Below are 15,044 nucleotides of genomic sequence, written 5' to 3'. Positions count from 1 at the left end.
TCGCAAGGCTTTGGCTTCTTTATATACGAATTATGTCTATGTCTTTCACTTAAGATTTTTCGTCATCCCGACCGCGCTGTCATACGATGTTTTGAATGGCTGAGCCGCTTAACAACAATTCACCCATTCTGAGACAGCCAATTCAACCTTCGATTAACTTCATGCCCATATGTCCGAATCCTCTCGCATGCATTGCTGAAGGGAAAGCGGCGGGCTACTACGTCACGACTTTATCAATACCAGTTTACGCAAAAAGCCTCTTATCTCCTGTTGAAGCGAACGGGGGCAGTGATAGTCTTGTTCACGCCTGGCGGTGGCGCAGGAACGGGTGAAGCGCGCTGTACCAGCGAAAGAACTTCGTTATCCAATTCCGGCCAGCCCGAGGATCTAGCCAGCGAAGTCGATAAGACCTTGCCAGTGTCGTCTATACGAAAGCGAACATATACCACCCCCTCTTCACGACGTGATTTCGCACCGGAAGGATATTTCTTTCTGCGTTCAAGATGCGCCATAAGGCGGGATTGCCAACGCGCCGGTGTCACGGAAGATGCAAACAATCCAGAGGCCGTTTGCCGTGCCGCATTGCGGTTTGATTGGGTGACCTGTGCTTGCGCCTGCACGGCCTGCTTTGAAGCGACTTGCTGTTTCTGGCGTTTTTTTACCGGCTTTTCTTTTTTATCGATTTCTTTTTTTGGTTCAGGTGGCTTTGGTTTAGCAACTGGAAGCGGAACCTGGACGTTATCAAGCTGCGTCAATTCCTGCTCAGGCTCTTCTTGGTCAACAAGCTCCGGTTCGTCCTCAACGACTTCCTGTTCAACCGGCTCATCAATAGGTTCCTCAACTTTTTCAGCGGGAGCGCTAGCATCCGAAGTTTCCTGATCAGGCGAGATTTCATTCTCTTCGGTCATGGCCGCTTCCGGAGTGTCGGCGAGCTCAATCATAATGGCAGCGGGCGGCGTGTTATCAGCAGCCAGCATTTCAGGCTCGCGCAACAACCACATCGCTATTCCAATATGCACAGACAACACGATCAGCCCTGCTCCCACCCAAAGAGCGATATATGCAGCCCGGCTGACGGTTTGTACGCTATCGTCACCACCGGTCATTATGCGCCCTCCCCTGAATCTACCGGACGCTCCAGAAGATTACTACGTCCGCATGCGTCAACGAGAAATCCATGGCGGATTAGCTTCATCACGATCTGCGCTGCATGATTTTTCGTGGCGCTGGTCGCCAGCGCCACCTTATGCGTTTTCACGGCATTATAAGCGCCTGCCCATGCGCAAAGAACGAGGATCTCAATTAAAAACTCAACATTTCTGGCAAATTTCATCGTAAACATATTACTCTGTATCGTCTCTTATATTACTATCCTTCGGCCCCATAAATAGTATGAGAACAGCGCATAGAAGCCCATTCATCGAAAGTTCAAGCCCAGCCATACGCGGGTCAAAAGCCAACCCTGTAAGACAAATCAGGACGACGATTGCAAGCAGGGAGCACCTGAATGCCGAAGGCAAAGCGTTCAAGGCTTTCCATGCATTCATGATACGACGCGTAATACTTGTCGCTCGAACCCAAGCTAATATTTTGGGTGAAAGCTGCAAAAAGCAAAGCAAAGCATAAAAGGCAAAAATGGCAGACGGCATCAAAGGCAGTCTCTGGCCAATTAATGCTGCTACTACCGATAGAAGCCCCAATGAGAGATAGCCTGCGCGTTGGCGATCATTGGGATATGTCGACTGAGGCACACTGGTATCATTCGCGGTTAGATCTGATACGGTCATGAGAGTTTTTCGTTCGCCAAAGCATGAATGCTGCAAAATGCAAACTCCGCATCTTGATAAAGAGCATCACTGTCTCGATGAAACTGGTACTGCTTTTTTACAAGCATCGCAGAACGCTCGTCACTAAGCATCGCGTGCACTTTAAGGCTTGCAGCGCGAAGCAGGTTAACCAGGTGCCCCTGTATGACAGCATCAGTCATGTCGTTTGTCCCTCGTAGCGAGCAGATATTTCTGCCAATTTGGCTCGGAAATCAGCTCTCTATTACTAAGACGTTTGACGGCACTGTTTTTTGCACTGCCACGGCAAAAAAATGCGATGGCAAGAAATATCGGCCTTACGACAGACCTCATCAATAGGCGTGCCATCCTCTGCTTGCTTCAATACGAACGCAATCTGTGCTTCTGACAACTTCGATGCTTTTCATGGAACTCTTCTTCTCCCAGATAAGAGATCATAAGTTGAAAATTCCAGTTCTGAATGGTCTGATTTATCGGGTGTCCTTCGCGCCTGCACGATGTCGAGGCTCATGGCAAGCCGCTCCCAGATCGGTTCCGCCAGCGGTCTGCCACTGCGAAGTGATCTTTCATGACGTATGGCTTATAAGCCTCAGAAGGATATGGAAATGGCAGTGAAAAGACAAAAAGCGTAAGAGATGGTTACGAAATTCCGTCAGGTTGACGTGCTGAATACGCAAGGAAAATCAATGGCTAGTTCGAGCTTGTTAATAGGTGTGACGAAAGCTACATACTACCGGTGGCGGTAAGAGTACAATGGGCTGAGGGCGACAAGCTGATTTTCGCCGCGGTCGCGAAGGAAAACTTCTAAGCCCCGCCCCTCGCCGCGCTTGCGTTGATGATGTGATTGCTGAACTGAAGGTTCGTGAACGTCGGGCATGCCGAGTTCTTGACCAGCATCGTTTTCCTCAGCGCAAGATCGCCAAGCCCCCCGGATGATGAAGCGGCCTTGACCGCAAACATCACGGCGCTCGCTCTCCAGCATGGCCGGAGGATGCAGCCTAATCAGATACCCTCACCACAGGCATGATGCACCTGGGATAGCTTTTCCAAAGCTGGCCCGCACATGAACCTTGACTTTTTTACCACGACAAGCGAGGTCACTCACGCAACAATTGGGTTCCGACAATGGACATTGTATTTGATCACGCCAAGGTGACTTTTGATCGGCGCGTGGTGCTACAGCCGCTGTCGTTGAGATTGACCGAGAGGCGCATTGGCATCATTGGCTTAAACGGCTCTGGGAAAAGTACATTCTCACGGCTTATTAACGGGCTTCTGCTGCCGTCATCTGGCCGCGTCATCACGAACGGCCATGATACGTCAACGAATGCCGCCCAAGCCCGTGCAGCAGTTGGCTACATATTTCAGAACCCGGCAAATCAGATCGTGCTGCCCCTAATAAAGGAGGACATTGCACTTAGCCTCCAGTCGCGCTGTCTTGTCAGGGCTGAGATCGATCAAGCCGTATTGGATGCGCTTGAGCGTGTCGGTATAGTTCACCTTTTGGAGCGACGAGCGCATGAGTTGTCGGGCGGGGAAGTGCAACTTGCGGCCCTCGCGGCAGTACTCGCGACTGCTCCTGACATTATCATCATGGATGAACCCACCAATCAACTTGATCTTCGCAACCGAAACCTTGTCGAGCGGACGATCCAAACCCTCGACGAGGATGTCATCGTCGTAACCCATGATCTGGCGCTTGTTGCGGATTTCCCGCGCGTGCTCCTCTTTCACGAAGGTACTCTCGTTCATGATGGCTCCGCCGCAGAAACTGTCGGCCGTTATCTGAAGCTCGCTGCGTGATGATCTTGAACACCTCGGATAAAAGTCTGATCCACCGAATTTCACCGGAAGCCAAGCTCTTTGCGCTTTTCGCGTTTAGCGTACTGCTGTTCGCGCTGGCCTCCCCTCTCGTCTTGGCCTGGCTGGCTGGAGCGCTGGTCGCAGTAACGCTGCTGTGCTGCCGCCCCGCGTTTGTACAGTGGATCAAGGCTTGGCCACTCCTCCTCACCATTGTCGCGTTGGGCATCTGGACACTGTTTACTCGAGGTCCGGAAGCAACCTCGATCATATTGCTTCGGCTGGGGTCGCTCAGCCTGTTTGCTACTGTCGTCACCGTAACCACGACAGCCGGACAGTTTATAGACACCATTACAAGCCTCGCCCGTCCACTGGAAAAGCTCGGCATTGCCAATGCAAGAGACATCGGATTGGCCATAGGCCTCGTCGTCCGCTTCGTGCCCGAAATCCACGCGCGCTACCGGAATGTCGTCGATGCGCATCGCGCCAGAGGGCTTAAGCTGCGCCCATCCACTATCATCGGGCCAATCATCATCGCTACGATCATGAGCGCCGACGAAATCGCCAATGCCATTGACGCCCGTAATATTCGCACTACCGCACCAAAGCGCAAATAGAGGTTCAAAGAATGTCCACCCGGTCCCTGGTTCTCATCGCTCTGTTTACAGCAATCATCGTCGTTTTGGGGCTGATCCCGCCCATCATGATCGGTTTTTTTCCCGTCCCCATTCATGCGCAAAGCATGGGTGTACTCTTGGCCGGAACCGTGCTGGGCGCCCGCGGGGGTGCCTTGACCGTGCTTCTGCTTTGGGTGCTTGTCGCAGTCGGCCTGCCAGTCTTATCTGGAGGACGAGGCGGTCTGGTAGTATTTCTCAGCCCGACAGCCGGCTATCTTGTCGGCTTCCTGCCGGCCGCGTTTGTAACGGGCTGGTTTTCTGACAAGGTGGCTCATCGCATCACTGGCCGCGGGCAACTGGCCTTCGGCTTTTTCGTTGCAGCAGCCCTGGGTGTTGTTATCGATCACGCTTTCGGGATCGCCTGGCTTGCTTTTGCGGCAGGTCTGACACTCGCAGAGGCAACTATAGGCAATCTGATCTTTGTACCAGGCGATTTGATCAAAGCAGCGATCGCCGCTTATGTCAGCCTCCTTTTAACCGTCAATTTCGGAAGCCGATTTCGGGTTGGCTGAACTGAGGCCATCGCCACCCTAGGCATAATACTTATAGCTGTAAGGTGTTATTTGAGGTCGCCGGAAGAACGGAAGCTTCTAAAATTGCCAACCCGCTCGCGGCCCCTTTGCTGACTTTGAAGCTTCAGCGAGTGCTTAGCGACTAAGTTATATTTTGCAGGAAAGGGTTATTCTGACAAGGTTCAGCGCCTAGCAGCAAATTATTCAAGCAGCGGAAGAATTTCAGGCGCGCAAAATTTCGTCATGTTTGCAATGTCTTTCTCGCTGTAACCAGATCGGCCTTTTTCAAGCGAGGCAGCCAGCTTCTTCAATTCGTCAACGGCATCATCTTTTGTCATACCCAGCTTGCCGCCATAGTTCACAATCTCATACATATAACGTTCAGTAGCGGCTTCAAAAGCTACCGCCAGTTTTTGGTCGTCAATTTTTTGGGCTAGAATTGTGAAGTTTCCCATATAGGCGCCACACTGCAGGGAATGATTGTACTTGCCGCGAAACTCTGAGTTAACGTTATCTTGAGCAAGAGAAACATTTGGTGTCCAAAAAAGTAAAAATGAGATAGCCAAATAAGATAATTTTTTAAGCATTGCTATTCCCCTTTTTATGCACGAAGCAAAATCAAACACCAGAATGATTACAAGTCTTATTATATCCATAACAGATAGACGAGCGAGCACTTGTAAATTGCTTTAGCCAAAGTTGTTATTGTGAGAGAGTTTTGAATTAAGGGGGAGTTTACGGACGTTGGCACGATAAGAGCCGCCGCGGTGTTGGCCCTTATCGTGCGAGCTTGAAGAACCCCTTTTCTTCCAAAGGAGCGATCTCCCTTTGTCGCTGTATTACGAGGTACAGATCAGTCTGTGCTCCTGAGATGGTTCTGCAAATGTTTTTCGACCGTACTCATCTCGGTTTCGAGAATTGATGTTTCTATAATAAAAGGACTTCCAAACCGTCTTGCGAGTGCCTCTGCAGTTTGTTTCGGTCGGCCAGATGGAAGAGATGCAATGTATGTATCTAAATCCTTGTGTAAAATAATGAAAATAGATTTGTTCTTTATCGTGTAACCAGTGAAATCGCTCCATCTTCCAGCAAAACGCCCTGTGAAACCGTCAACAATTAAGCCGTCATCCGAAATTATTACCCTCGGTTTTGGTTTACCCAGGCTCTTCATAGCAAACCAGAGTAACCAGAGAGACAGTAGTAAGCCAACACATCCAAGTCCGTAGACCATTAGAGGTGAACGGTAAAAGCGAAAGATTGAATCAGGATTGGGGCCGATCCAGAGCATAACAACCATGCCAACCGCCATAGCTGCCATAACTAAGCCGCCGATAATTAATTTGGTCTTTTTCTGGTATATAACAAGTTGTTGAGACATATATTGAAGCTCCTGTCATTTTTATTGGCGATTAATGGAAAGTCATGCTGAAGCGCGATTTTTTGCCGTTCTAATTTATGCACAACGATGCTTGTTTACGATTAGTTTTTTTTCGGAAAGATTTGTGCAGTTATTTTATAGGGCAAATGTTTGCGCAGCGTATTGTTGAGGCGATGACAGATGAATGCGAGATCTCGATGACTGAGAGCGAGCGGATCAAGGTTACGGGAAAGCCAGCGTCTTGTGCGCCTATTGGTGTTCTCAACAGCGCCTTTCTGCAAGTGTGGCTGTTAATTACAGAACCATGTTTGCGACCCAATCCCATTCTGCAGATAAGACCATTCTGTGAACTTAGTACCACGATCAGAGGTGATTGATCGGCGGACCATTTGGCACAGGTTGTAGTACCCTAACCACCCTATCCACTACCGATTATCAGCAGCATACAAAAACTGATAGATCGTTTCATGACTAACAGAGCCCAACCGTTTAAATTGAACCAGCACAGCAATTCCGGAAAAAATGACCCTGTATTTATCGGATCTCTTCAAACGAGCGCGGCGCTAGTCTTGACATTTTATATCGGAACAGATAGTGAACAAATTGATGAAAAAGTCTTTTAAAGAACGCTTGGCCATTCTGTCTGACGCTGCAAAGTACGATGCTTCTTGCGCGTCGAGTGGCACTGTTAAACGAAATTCCGCATCATCTGGCGGACTTGGTTCGACAGAAGGCTCCGGCATCTGCCATGCTTACGCGCCAGATGGCCGATGTATTTCGCTTCTGAAAATTTTGATGACAAATTTTTGCATTTACGACTGTGCTTATTGCATCAACAGATCATCGAGCAATGTCGAGCGTGCGAGGTTTACCGCTGAAGAAGTCGTGTGGTTGACGCTGGAATTTTATCGACGCAACTACATCGAAGGCTTGTTTCTTTCGTCGGGTATTATTCGTTCTTCTGATTACACCATGGAAGAAATGGTGCGCATCGCCCGAGAGCTCCGCACCACGCATAATTTTAGGGGATATATTCATCTTAAATCCATTCCGGAAGCCTCGCCGCAACTGATCGATGAGGCGGGGCTATATGCGGATCGTTTGTCGATTAATATCGAATTGCCAACGGACGCAGGTATCAGCAAGTTCGCACCTGAAAAGCGGCCAGAAAACATTCGCAGATCAATGGGAAATCTGCGTATGAAAATTGAGGATATGGCTGAACCGAGCCTACAAACCAAGCGGCGGCGTAGATTTGCGCCGGCAGGTCAAAGCACGCAAATGATTATCGGTGCTGATTCTGCAAACGATGCGACCATCCTTGGTACAAGTGCTCGGCTCTATGGTAGTTACGGATTGAAGCGCGTTTACTATTCAGCATTCAGTCCGATCCCGGATTCTTCAAAAAACTTACCGTTGATCAAGCCTCCTCTCATGCGGGAGCATCGGCTATATCAAGCCGACTGGCTATATCGGTTTTATGGGTTCGATATCAGCGAAATTACCTCTTCATCGGCCGATGGAATGCTCGATTTGGATATAGATCCCAAATTGGCCTGGGCACTTGGCCACCGTGAAAGTTTTCCAGTAGATGTAAATCGTGCTGAGAAAGAGGCTCTGCTTCGTGTGCCAGGCTTCGGCACGAAAACGGTAAACTCTATAGTATCATCACGACGTTTCAAACGCTTGCGGCTCGAAGATATAGGCCGGCTCGGCGTATCTTTGAAAAAGGTACAGACCTTTATTTTAGCCGAAGGCTGGTCTCCACATCGGCTGATTGATCGAACAGATCTAAGGTCAATGTTCATGCCTAAGCCGCAGCAATTGTCGCTGCTATGATAAAAACCTGCTTCCTTGAGGGGCGTGGGGATTTTTCCGAGTGGCGGGATGCTGCGAGACAGTTTCTTCTCGCGAATGTTCAACCGAGACATATTGACTGGCGACTCCGAGATGAACGTCAGGGATTGTTTGATCAGGATAACAACTCAAAATTTGGTGAAACTGCTCAGCAGAGTGGCGCTGCCGCAATCAATGTTCCTCTGGCATTTGTTCGGCTAGCGGAAGCCGTGATTTGTCATTCCGACCCTAGTCGCTTTGGGTTGTTATATAAGCTTCTCTACCGCTTAGGGTCAGAACGACATTTATTGGATTTGAAGTCGGACGCAGACGTTGCGGTTGCACATCGCATGCTAAAATCTGTTAGTCGTGATTATCATAAAATGACAGCCTTCGTTCGGTTTAAGGAAATAGCTCTTCCAATAGACGTCGTAGGTCGTAGGCGATTTATGGCATGGTTTGAACCAGATCATTTCATTGTTGAGAGAGTTGCTCCGTTTTTCCAGCGTCGTTTCAATGATATGGATTGGATAATCACTACCCCCCACGGATCCGCTTCCTGGGATGGTCAAAACCTGCGTTATTCATCTAAGCCAGCTATCAAGCCAGACATTAATGATGAAACGGAGCAACTTTGGCGTACTTACTATGCATCTACCTTCAACCCAGCGCGATTGAAGGTAAAGATGATGATGACGGAAATGCCGAAGAAATATTGGAAGAACCTTCCAGAGGCAGACCTCATTCCTGGCCTGATTGCAGGTGCCGAAGCCAGGGTGGTTGAGATGGGGCAGAAGCAAGCCACTAACCCATTGCCATTCCATGATCGCCTACAAAAAGGTGCTGTCCGTATTCCGACCGCGCCGGTCGATGAGGTCAATACGATTGACGCTCTTAAGAAAAGTGCGCGATATTGTAATCGGTGCGATCTTCATTGCCGTGCCACACAAACGGTGTTTGGCGAAGGTCCAACCAGTGCGCGTGTCATGATTGTCGGCGAACAACCGGGTGATCAGGAAGATCTTGCAGGGCAGCCATTTGTCGGACCTGCCGGGCGCGTCTTGAATGAAGCCCTTTCGGCAGCGGGTTTAGATCGAAATACGCTATACCTTACCAACGCAGTTAAACATTTTAAGTATGAACCGCGCGGGAAGCGACGCATCCACCAGCGGCCAAATACCACTGAGATTGAGCACTGTCGCTGGTGGTTGACACAGGAAATAAATATTGTGCAGCCAAAGCTAATCGTAGCGATGGGTTCCACCGCATTATTTTCTCTCACCGGCCAGAAAGATAAATTGGAGGATATACGTGGTCAGACAATAGCTATTCAAGATAAACGAACACTTCTTGTGACCGTCCATCCTTCTTATATTTTACGAATACCAGACAGTGGAAAACGCAACGATGCGCTAGCACAGTTTCGCGAGGACTTCGACCAGATAAGGCGAATGTCAATCTGACTAAGCTTATTTATCTCATTTGTTGCAATACGGATATCAATTAATCTTAGTGGTAAGATTCGAGCTTTTTACGATCAGTTGTGATACTCAAAGCAAATTATCTCTTGATGTGCTAATCCTTGTGCCATCGGTTAATAAGGAAACGAATAGGATGAGTGGCTTTTTGGCCCTTCTAGACGATGTCGCCGCGATTACTAAAATTGCAGCGGCTTCTGTTGATGATATAGCGGCAAATGCTGCAAAGGCTGGCACGAAGACGATTGGCGTTTTGATTGATGACGCCGCTGTTACACCGAATTATGTCGTTGGCATAACGGCTGCGCGCGAATTACCAATGGTCGGAAAAATCGCGCTCGGGAGCTTGCGTAACAAGGCTTTGCTGATCCCTGCGCTTTTATTGCTAGATTATTTCATGCCGATAGCAATCACCGCACTTTTGATGATCGGTGGTGCTTATCTTTGTTTTGAGGGCGCTGAAAAAGTCTGGCACAAGATATTTCCTAGTCACGACCACGCAAATGCTGAAGGAAGTCTCGATAAAGACCCTACCGCACTTGAAGAGAAGCGCGTCGCAGGTGCCATTAAAACCGACCTTATTCTTTCTGCTGAAATCATGACGCTGGCGCTCTCCATGATCGAAACAAATTCTATCTGGGTCGAGATTGGAACCCTGATTACGGTCGGTATCATGATTACCGTTTTAGTTTATGGCGTTGTCGCAGTCATCGTGAAACTTGATGATTTCGGTGTCTTATTGGCTAGAAAGGGGCGTTTTTCGGTAACGCGAACCATCGGCCGATTGACAGTGCATGGAGTACCAAAATTACTGCACCTTTTGACCATCATTGGAACGGCAGCAATGCTTTGGGTTGGTGGTAACATCTTTATACATAGTCTCCACGAATTTGGCATTCACCAACCCTTTGAAGGTATCTCTACTTTAGCAGCTATGCTGTCCGGCCAGGTAACCATAAATCTTGCAAGCATGATAAATTGGATTGCTACGGCTTTTGCTGATGGAGTTTTTGGGTTCATATTAGGTACTGCAGTTGTAATATTCATATCGAAAATTATAAATCCAGCTTTGAAGTTTGTTTCACGATCGGCATGAAAAATTAATCGAACTTCTGGAGGGGCAATATACGCCATATGAAACTAAACAATGGATCTGGCCTATGCTTTGACCACAGAATGATGAACATGATGCCGGTTAATTTCGGCATAAGTATCGAAAGGCATCCTGCGGTAAACGCAAAACTGTTCTTGAGTAATTAGCGAGATCTAATCCGACTTTTCCAGAAGGTTGCGACCTATGACGATAGGATTTCATGAATATTCATCGCATCAAATCCCTATTTTTTACAAGGAGGACCTTAACCTTCAAATACGATGGCCCGTTTTCTCATCAAACAGGTGGAGTGCAGACAAATCGAATGAGAGTCCAATCTGATCACCTGCCTGTACATCACTTCGTCCTTGCAGCACAAATGAAATTTCAGGTTCAGTCTTCAACGATATGAACGTTGATGAACCGGTTGTCTCAACTGCTGCAACTTCAAGATTCAAGCGCCCATCTCCGAATGGCACGACGCTAATATGCTCAGGTCGCAGGCCCGTAATAACACGTCGGCCGGCCTCCAAAGTCTGCGGCGAACGCAATGGCTTCGTCACAATTGTTCCGATCTCCAGCATAAGCGCCTGCCCATCAGCGCCCACACTTGCAGGTATGAAATTCATCGCAGGCGAACCAATAAAACCGGCTACGAAACGGTTCACCGGTTTGTCATATAGTTCTACCGGCGATCCTTGCTGCTCAATCATGCCATCGCGCATGACCACGACATGATCGGCCATTGTCATAGCCTCTATCTGATCATGGGTCACATAAACTGATGTCGCATGAAGGCGATCGTGCAGTGCTCGGATCTCCTTTCGCATATGAACGCGCAATGCAGCGTCGAGATTGGAAAGCGGCTCATCAAATAAAAACGCCTGCGGGTGCCTGATAATAGCTCGGCTCATTGCAACACGCTGACGCTGACCGCCTGACAACTCGCGCGGGTAACGCTTCATAAGATGGGAAAGCCCGGTTGTCGCTGCAACCTCTTCTGCCGCTTTCCGAGCTTCGGCTTTGTTAACGCCACGTATTCTCAGGGAATATGTCAGGTTCTGTTCTACTGTCATATGCGGATAAAGTGCATAAGACTGAAAGACCATCGCTACGTCACGCTTGCGTGGTGGCACACCATTCATCAGCGCCCCCGCAATCCGCATATCTCCGCCCGATATCGTTTCAAGCCCGGCAAGCGAACGGAGCAACGTGGATTTCCCGCAGCCAGATGGGCCAACGAGAGCGACAAAGGTACCTTTCTTGATTGCCAGATTGATATCTTTGAGTGCGTGGAAATTACCATAATGTTTATTAACGTTGGACAGTTCGATTTGCAGGCTCATTTGAGCGCTCCCGAGGTTAGGCCGGACACAATGCGGCGCTGCAAGAGAATGAACAGAGCGAGAATGGGCGTTACATACATGGTCGCGTAAGCCATGATGTTGTTCCATTCACTTGTATTTGGCCCCATAAAGGAGTTCAGTCCAACACTTGCCGGTTGAAACTCCACAGCCTGAATGATGGACTTAGAATAAACGAATTCTCCAAAGGCCTGCATGAAAATCAAGATAGCACTAACAAGAATACCATTGCGGGCTAGCGGCAATACGATGTGAAAAAATGCCCCCACTCTCGAATTACCATCTACAAGTGCAGCTTCTTCCAGTTCCTGCGGAACAGCCATGAAAGTCGCCCGCACCAGCACAACAAAGAACGGCATGCTTTTGGCAGCAATAGCTAAGATAACGGCAAAGCGCGGATAATCGAGCAAGCCGAACTGAGAAAAGCCAACAAAAATTGGCGTAATCATCAATGAGGCAGGCAGCACCTGAAGCATCAGGATCAGGAACAATCCAATATCAACCCAGACATTGCGATAGCGGGCGAGCACATAAGCACAGCCAACACCGAGTATGCTGATGAGGCTGACGGCCCCCAATGCTATGACCACAGAATTCCACAAATATCGGCCCATATTCCGGCTTTGCCATACATTGGAATACGTGTCCCATTGAGCGGAATGAGGCAATAGAGTTGGTGGATTCGCAAACATTTCCGACCCGCTTTTGAGAGATGTTATATACATCCAGTAAAGCGGAAAGAGATAAATAGCTGCTAAAACGAGGGCAATTGCCAGCATGAGACGGTTGCGGGTTTTCATGTTCATCCGCGTACCTCATGTCGTGTTGAACGCACATACACGACCGAAGCCAGCATGACGAAAACAATCATGATGACAGAGATAGTCGCACCTTTACCGAAGTCATATTGTCGGAACGACAGATCCCATGCCCAATATTGTGCAACATTTGACGTATTATTCGGCCCGCCATCGGTAATGGCTGCAAAAAGATCAAATTGCTGGAGCGTAAAGATCAATCCAAGTGCAATGATTGCGCCAATCGTGGACCGCATCATTGGCAATGTTATTGTATAAAAGCGCTGCCATGCATTCGCGCCGTCAAGCTCAGCGGCTTCATAAAGATCATCCGGGATCGCAGCCAATCCAACCGACAACAGGATCATATTGAAGGACGTGCCTAACCAAACATTGGCTATTATCACAGCCCATAGCGAGAATGACGGATCTGAGCGCCAAAAAATGTTGGCATTAATAATACCTCCCTCACGCAGAAAAAAATTCAGAACTCCAAAATCGCCTGAAAGTATCCAGTTCCAAACTGCTCCAACCACAAGTCCTGGCATCACCCAGGATACGAGGAACAAACCACGAAGCCATGTCGAACCCGGAAAATTTGTCCAGAAAAAGAGTGCCAATCCAAACCCGATCAGAAACTGTCCCGCGATTGAAGCGACAACAAATACAACTGTATTCGTCAAAATCGGAAGAGTTTCGGGCTGACGAAAGAGATCGATATAATTTTTAAAGCCAACAAAAGGCCTGACAAACGTGCCAAGACTGAACATGTCGACTTCCTGAAAACTCATGATCACATTATAAATCAGCGGCAAGCCAGCCAGCACGAACAAAAATAGAAACGGTACGGCGATCAACATAATGTCGAAACCGCGACCATCTCTCATGCTGGAAAACAACTTCTTCATCAAACACCCATTTGTTCGGATCGGGCTGCCCATCGATAAGCGACAGACAGCCCTGCCCGGGGAGGATAAGGTCGGTTTTTGAAAGCCTTAGACGCTTGATAACAAGCCAGCGTCTTAATTAACCTTCAGTAAGTTTGATTTTCTCCGCAGCCTGATCAAGCGCTTCTTTCGCAGACATCTGACCTGTCAAAGTGGCCTGGACGGCATCTTGAATCGCTTTGGAGATTTTGGGCCATTCTGGCGAGGGGCCACGTGGCTGCGCATATTGCAACTGCTCCACAAACACCTTCAGAGCATCGTCCTTCGTCTGATTGCCGGTTAAAGGTGCAGCGATGTCGGCACGAGCGGGTAGTTGTCCAAAATTTTTGAACATATCCTTGTCCTGAGACACAAAATATTCAAGCACTTTAAAGGCTTCATCAGGATGTTTGCTGTTGGAGAAAATTGCCCAGTTATAATCTCCCATCGCCGACGATCTTGGAGCATCTGCACTTGGCACTGGCAACAAAGCCACACCCCAGTCAAACTTGGCATCGGTGATCATTCGATCAATTTCCCAGGGCCCTGAGATTGCCATGCCAGCATTGCCGGCATTAAATGTCGCGGTCGCATCCCACTGACTGCGCGTCAACGTATCGGGAGACGCAAGTTTCTCATCAATAATTGTTTTCCACGTATCCAGCGCTTTAACTGCGCCATCAGCATTAATGTCTTTATATGAGGCACCAGCCATCTGCACCCACGGCAAGAACTGGAAAGTCCCCTCCTCGTTCGCTTTGGCGGAGAAGGCAAGTCCATAAACATTTTTGGACGGATCTGTCAGCTTGCGGGCGGCTGAAACCAACTCATCCCATGTTGTTGGGGGACTTTCAGGATCAAGCCCTGCTGATTTAAACATGTCCTTATTATAATAAAGTGCAATCGTGTTGGTTGCTTTTGGAATGCCAAAATACTTGTCATCCCACATTGTCGACTTAAGTGGGCCCGGAAAATAGTTGTCTGGCTTCACAACGTCAGATGCCGCAATCTTATCGGTAAGATCAAGAAATGCATTGCGCGCTGCAAACATGGCATGATTTGGATTATCGATCGCAATAATGTCAGGGGCATTACCGGTCGAATACGCCCGCATTGCTTCGCTCACGAGATCATCAAACTGAACCTGCCGAAATTCAACATGAATGCCATTATTGAGCTTATTAAATTCCTTGGTCATGTTTGGCACAGGCTGAATCTCACGATCCACAGCCCAAACAGTAATTGTTACGTCTTCGGCATATGCTGAAACCGCGGTGGCCGAAACACTCGCCAACGCCAGCACACCCACAGTTAGGTTCTTTACGATTCCCATAGTCTCCTCCTCCTTGGTTATCGCTTGCCAAATCTTAATAAACGG

Annotated in this window: 16 protein-coding genes and 1 pseudogene; 7 read left to right on the top strand and 10 right to left on the bottom strand. The window is 48.5% G+C overall.

Features of this window, described 5'->3' with window-relative positions:
• Positions 1–260: 260 nt before the first annotated feature.
• Genes WH356_RS14480 through WH356_RS14465 form a run of 4 tightly spaced genes read right to left on the bottom strand, consistent with a single transcriptional unit; the run spans position 261 to position 1,987 of the window.
• Positions 261–1,106, bottom strand: a complete 846-nt coding sequence (locus tag WH356_RS14480; RefSeq protein WP_339511949.1) for an energy transducer TonB — start codon at positions 1,104–1,106, stop codon at positions 261–263.
• On the bottom strand, positions 1,106–1,333 hold the full coding sequence (locus WH356_RS14475; protein ID WP_339511947.1) for a hypothetical protein: 228 nt from the start codon (positions 1,331–1,333) through the stop codon (positions 1,106–1,108). Before WH356_RS14475 ends, WH356_RS14480 begins: the two co-directional genes overlap by 1 nt.
• Before the next feature lie 10 nt (positions 1,334–1,343).
• Positions 1,344–1,787: a DUF454 family protein gene (locus tag WH356_RS14470; RefSeq protein WP_339511945.1), complete on the bottom strand. Its 444-nt coding sequence runs from the start codon at positions 1,785–1,787 to the stop codon at positions 1,344–1,346.
• A complete protein-coding gene (locus WH356_RS14465) occupies positions 1,784–1,987 on the bottom strand; it encodes a hypothetical protein (RefSeq protein ID WP_339511943.1) in 204 nt (67 codons plus the stop codon). Before WH356_RS14465 ends, WH356_RS14470 begins: the two co-directional genes overlap by 4 nt.
• A gap of 453 nt (positions 1,988–2,440) precedes the next feature.
• On the opposite strand from WH356_RS14465, the pseudogene WH356_RS24105 reads away from it, so the two are divergent.
• The 4 genes and pseudogenes from WH356_RS24105 to WH356_RS14450 form a co-directional block, all read left to right on the top strand.
• Positions 2,441–2,793, top strand: a pseudogene (locus WH356_RS24105) (IS3 family transposase); the annotation flags it as partial.
• A 137-nt stretch (positions 2,794–2,930) separates the two neighbouring features.
• Positions 2,931–3,608 (top strand): energy-coupling factor ABC transporter ATP-binding protein, encoded by a 678-nt coding sequence (locus tag WH356_RS14460; protein WP_339511941.1) that lies wholly within the window; start codon positions 2,931–2,933, stop codon positions 3,606–3,608.
• Complete coding sequence (locus WH356_RS14455; protein ID WP_339512084.1) at positions 3,608–4,222, top strand: energy-coupling factor transporter transmembrane component T; 615 nt, start codon at positions 3,608–3,610, stop codon at positions 4,220–4,222. The genes WH356_RS14460 and WH356_RS14455 overlap by 1 nt, the downstream gene beginning before the upstream one ends.
• 11 nt (positions 4,223–4,233) lie before the next feature.
• Positions 4,234–4,794, top strand: a complete 561-nt coding sequence (locus WH356_RS14450) for a biotin transporter BioY (protein ID WP_339511939.1) — start codon at positions 4,234–4,236, stop codon at positions 4,792–4,794.
• 200 nt (positions 4,795–4,994) lie between these two features.
• On the opposite strand, the gene WH356_RS14445 is transcribed toward WH356_RS14450, so the two are convergent.
• Both WH356_RS14445 and WH356_RS14440 read right to left on the bottom strand, forming a co-directional pair.
• Positions 4,995–5,381 (bottom strand): hypothetical protein, encoded by a 387-nt coding sequence (locus tag WH356_RS14445; RefSeq protein WP_339511937.1) that lies wholly within the window; start codon positions 5,379–5,381, stop codon positions 4,995–4,997.
• Positions 5,382–5,647: 266 nt separating this feature from the next.
• Positions 5,648–6,172 carry an STM3941 family protein gene (locus WH356_RS14440; RefSeq protein ID WP_339511935.1) on the bottom strand — a complete coding sequence of 175 codons (525 nt, stop codon included), beginning with the start codon at positions 6,170–6,172 and terminating at the stop codon, positions 5,648–5,650.
• 606 nt (positions 6,173–6,778) lie between these two features.
• Between WH356_RS14440 and WH356_RS14435 the strand changes: the two genes are divergently transcribed.
• From WH356_RS14435 to WH356_RS14425, 3 genes are all read left to right on the top strand, one after another.
• The gene (locus WH356_RS14435) at positions 6,779–8,011 is read left to right on the top strand and encodes a putative DNA modification/repair radical SAM protein (RefSeq protein ID WP_339512082.1); all 1,233 of its coding nucleotides are present in this window, start codon (positions 6,779–6,781) and stop codon (positions 8,009–8,011) included.
• Complete coding sequence (locus tag WH356_RS14430; RefSeq protein ID WP_339511933.1) at positions 8,008–9,471, top strand: UdgX family uracil-DNA binding protein; 1,464 nt, start codon at positions 8,008–8,010, stop codon at positions 9,469–9,471. The genes WH356_RS14435 and WH356_RS14430 overlap by 4 nt, the downstream gene beginning before the upstream one ends.
• Positions 9,472–9,622: 151 nt before the next feature.
• The gene (locus WH356_RS14425) at positions 9,623–10,582 is read left to right on the top strand and encodes a DUF808 domain-containing protein (protein ID WP_339511931.1); all 960 of its coding nucleotides are present in this window, start codon (positions 9,623–9,625) and stop codon (positions 10,580–10,582) included.
• 269 nt (positions 10,583–10,851) lie between these two features.
• Here the strand turns inward: WH356_RS14425 and WH356_RS14420 are convergent, their stop codons facing one another.
• The 4 genes from WH356_RS14420 to WH356_RS14405 all read right to left on the bottom strand — a co-directional run bounded on the left by WH356_RS14420 (position 10,852) and on the right by WH356_RS14405 (position 14,999).
• Positions 10,852–11,925: an ABC transporter ATP-binding protein gene (locus WH356_RS14420; RefSeq protein WP_339511929.1), complete on the bottom strand. Its 1,074-nt coding sequence runs from the start codon at positions 11,923–11,925 to the stop codon at positions 10,852–10,854.
• The gene (locus WH356_RS14415; protein ID WP_339511927.1) at positions 11,922–12,749 is read right to left on the bottom strand and encodes a carbohydrate ABC transporter permease; all 828 of its coding nucleotides are present in this window, start codon (positions 12,747–12,749) and stop codon (positions 11,922–11,924) included. Before WH356_RS14415 ends, WH356_RS14420 begins: the two co-directional genes overlap by 4 nt.
• Positions 12,746–13,648, bottom strand: a complete 903-nt coding sequence (locus WH356_RS14410) for a carbohydrate ABC transporter permease (protein WP_339511925.1) — start codon at positions 13,646–13,648, stop codon at positions 12,746–12,748. The genes WH356_RS14415 and WH356_RS14410 overlap by 4 nt, the downstream gene beginning before the upstream one ends.
• 118 nt (positions 13,649–13,766) lie before the next feature.
• Positions 13,767–14,999 (bottom strand): ABC transporter substrate-binding protein, encoded by a 1,233-nt coding sequence (locus WH356_RS14405; protein ID WP_339511923.1) that lies wholly within the window; start codon positions 14,997–14,999, stop codon positions 13,767–13,769.
• Between the last annotated feature and the right edge of the window lie 45 nt (positions 15,000–15,044).

It is taken from the genome of Ochrobactrum sp. MYb379 (assembly GCF_037479515.1).
In the GTDB taxonomy this organism is placed as follows: domain Bacteria; phylum Pseudomonadota; class Alphaproteobacteria; order Rhizobiales; family Rhizobiaceae; genus Brucella.
Note: the sequence above shows the minus strand (reverse complement) of the source record. Positions and strands in the feature narration are given on the sequence as shown.

What these genes read in the sequence shown, in the direction of transcription:
- WH356_RS14470 (WP_339511945.1), bottom strand. Translation starts at nt 1,787, where the DNA reads ATGACCGTATCAGATCTAACCGCGAATGATACCAGTGTGCCTCAGTCG.
- WH356_RS14465 (WP_339511943.1), bottom strand. Translation starts at nt 1,987, where the DNA reads ATGACTGATGCTGTCATACAGGGGCACCTGGTTAACCTGCTTCGCGCT.
- WH356_RS14410 (WP_339511925.1), bottom strand. Translation starts at nt 13,648, where the DNA reads ATGAAGAAGTTGTTTTCCAGCATGAGAGATGGTCGCGGTTTCGACATT.
- WH356_RS14435 (WP_339512082.1), top strand. Translation starts at nt 6,779, where the DNA reads ATGAAAAAGTCTTTTAAAGAACGCTTGGCCATTCTGTCTGACGCTGCA.
- WH356_RS14430 (WP_339511933.1), top strand. Translation starts at nt 8,008, where the DNA reads ATGATAAAAACCTGCTTCCTTGAGGGGCGTGGGGATTTTTCCGAGTGG.
- WH356_RS14415 (WP_339511927.1), bottom strand. Translation starts at nt 12,749, where the DNA reads ATGAACATGAAAACCCGCAACCGTCTCATGCTGGCAATTGCCCTCGTT.
- WH356_RS14440 (WP_339511935.1), bottom strand. Translation starts at nt 6,172, where the DNA reads ATGTCTCAACAACTTGTTATATACCAGAAAAAGACCAAATTAATTATC.
- WH356_RS14475 (WP_339511947.1), bottom strand. Translation starts at nt 1,333, where the DNA reads ATGAAATTTGCCAGAAATGTTGAGTTTTTAATTGAGATCCTCGTTCTT.
- WH356_RS14405 (WP_339511923.1), bottom strand. Translation starts at nt 14,999, where the DNA reads ATGGGAATCGTAAAGAACCTAACTGTGGGTGTGCTGGCGTTGGCGAGT.
- WH356_RS14450 (WP_339511939.1), top strand. Translation starts at nt 4,234, where the DNA reads ATGTCCACCCGGTCCCTGGTTCTCATCGCTCTGTTTACAGCAATCATC.
- WH356_RS14425 (WP_339511931.1), top strand. Translation starts at nt 9,623, where the DNA reads ATGAGTGGCTTTTTGGCCCTTCTAGACGATGTCGCCGCGATTACTAAA.
- WH356_RS14455 (WP_339512084.1), top strand. Translation starts at nt 3,608, where the DNA reads ATGATCTTGAACACCTCGGATAAAAGTCTGATCCACCGAATTTCACCG.
- WH356_RS14445 (WP_339511937.1), bottom strand. Translation starts at nt 5,381, where the DNA reads ATGCTTAAAAAATTATCTTATTTGGCTATCTCATTTTTACTTTTTTGG.
- WH356_RS14420 (WP_339511929.1), bottom strand. Translation starts at nt 11,925, where the DNA reads ATGAGCCTGCAAATCGAACTGTCCAACGTTAATAAACATTATGGTAAT.
- WH356_RS14480 (WP_339511949.1), bottom strand. Translation starts at nt 1,106, where the DNA reads ATGACCGGTGGTGACGATAGCGTACAAACCGTCAGCCGGGCTGCATAT.
- WH356_RS14460 (WP_339511941.1), top strand. Translation starts at nt 2,931, where the DNA reads ATGGACATTGTATTTGATCACGCCAAGGTGACTTTTGATCGGCGCGTG.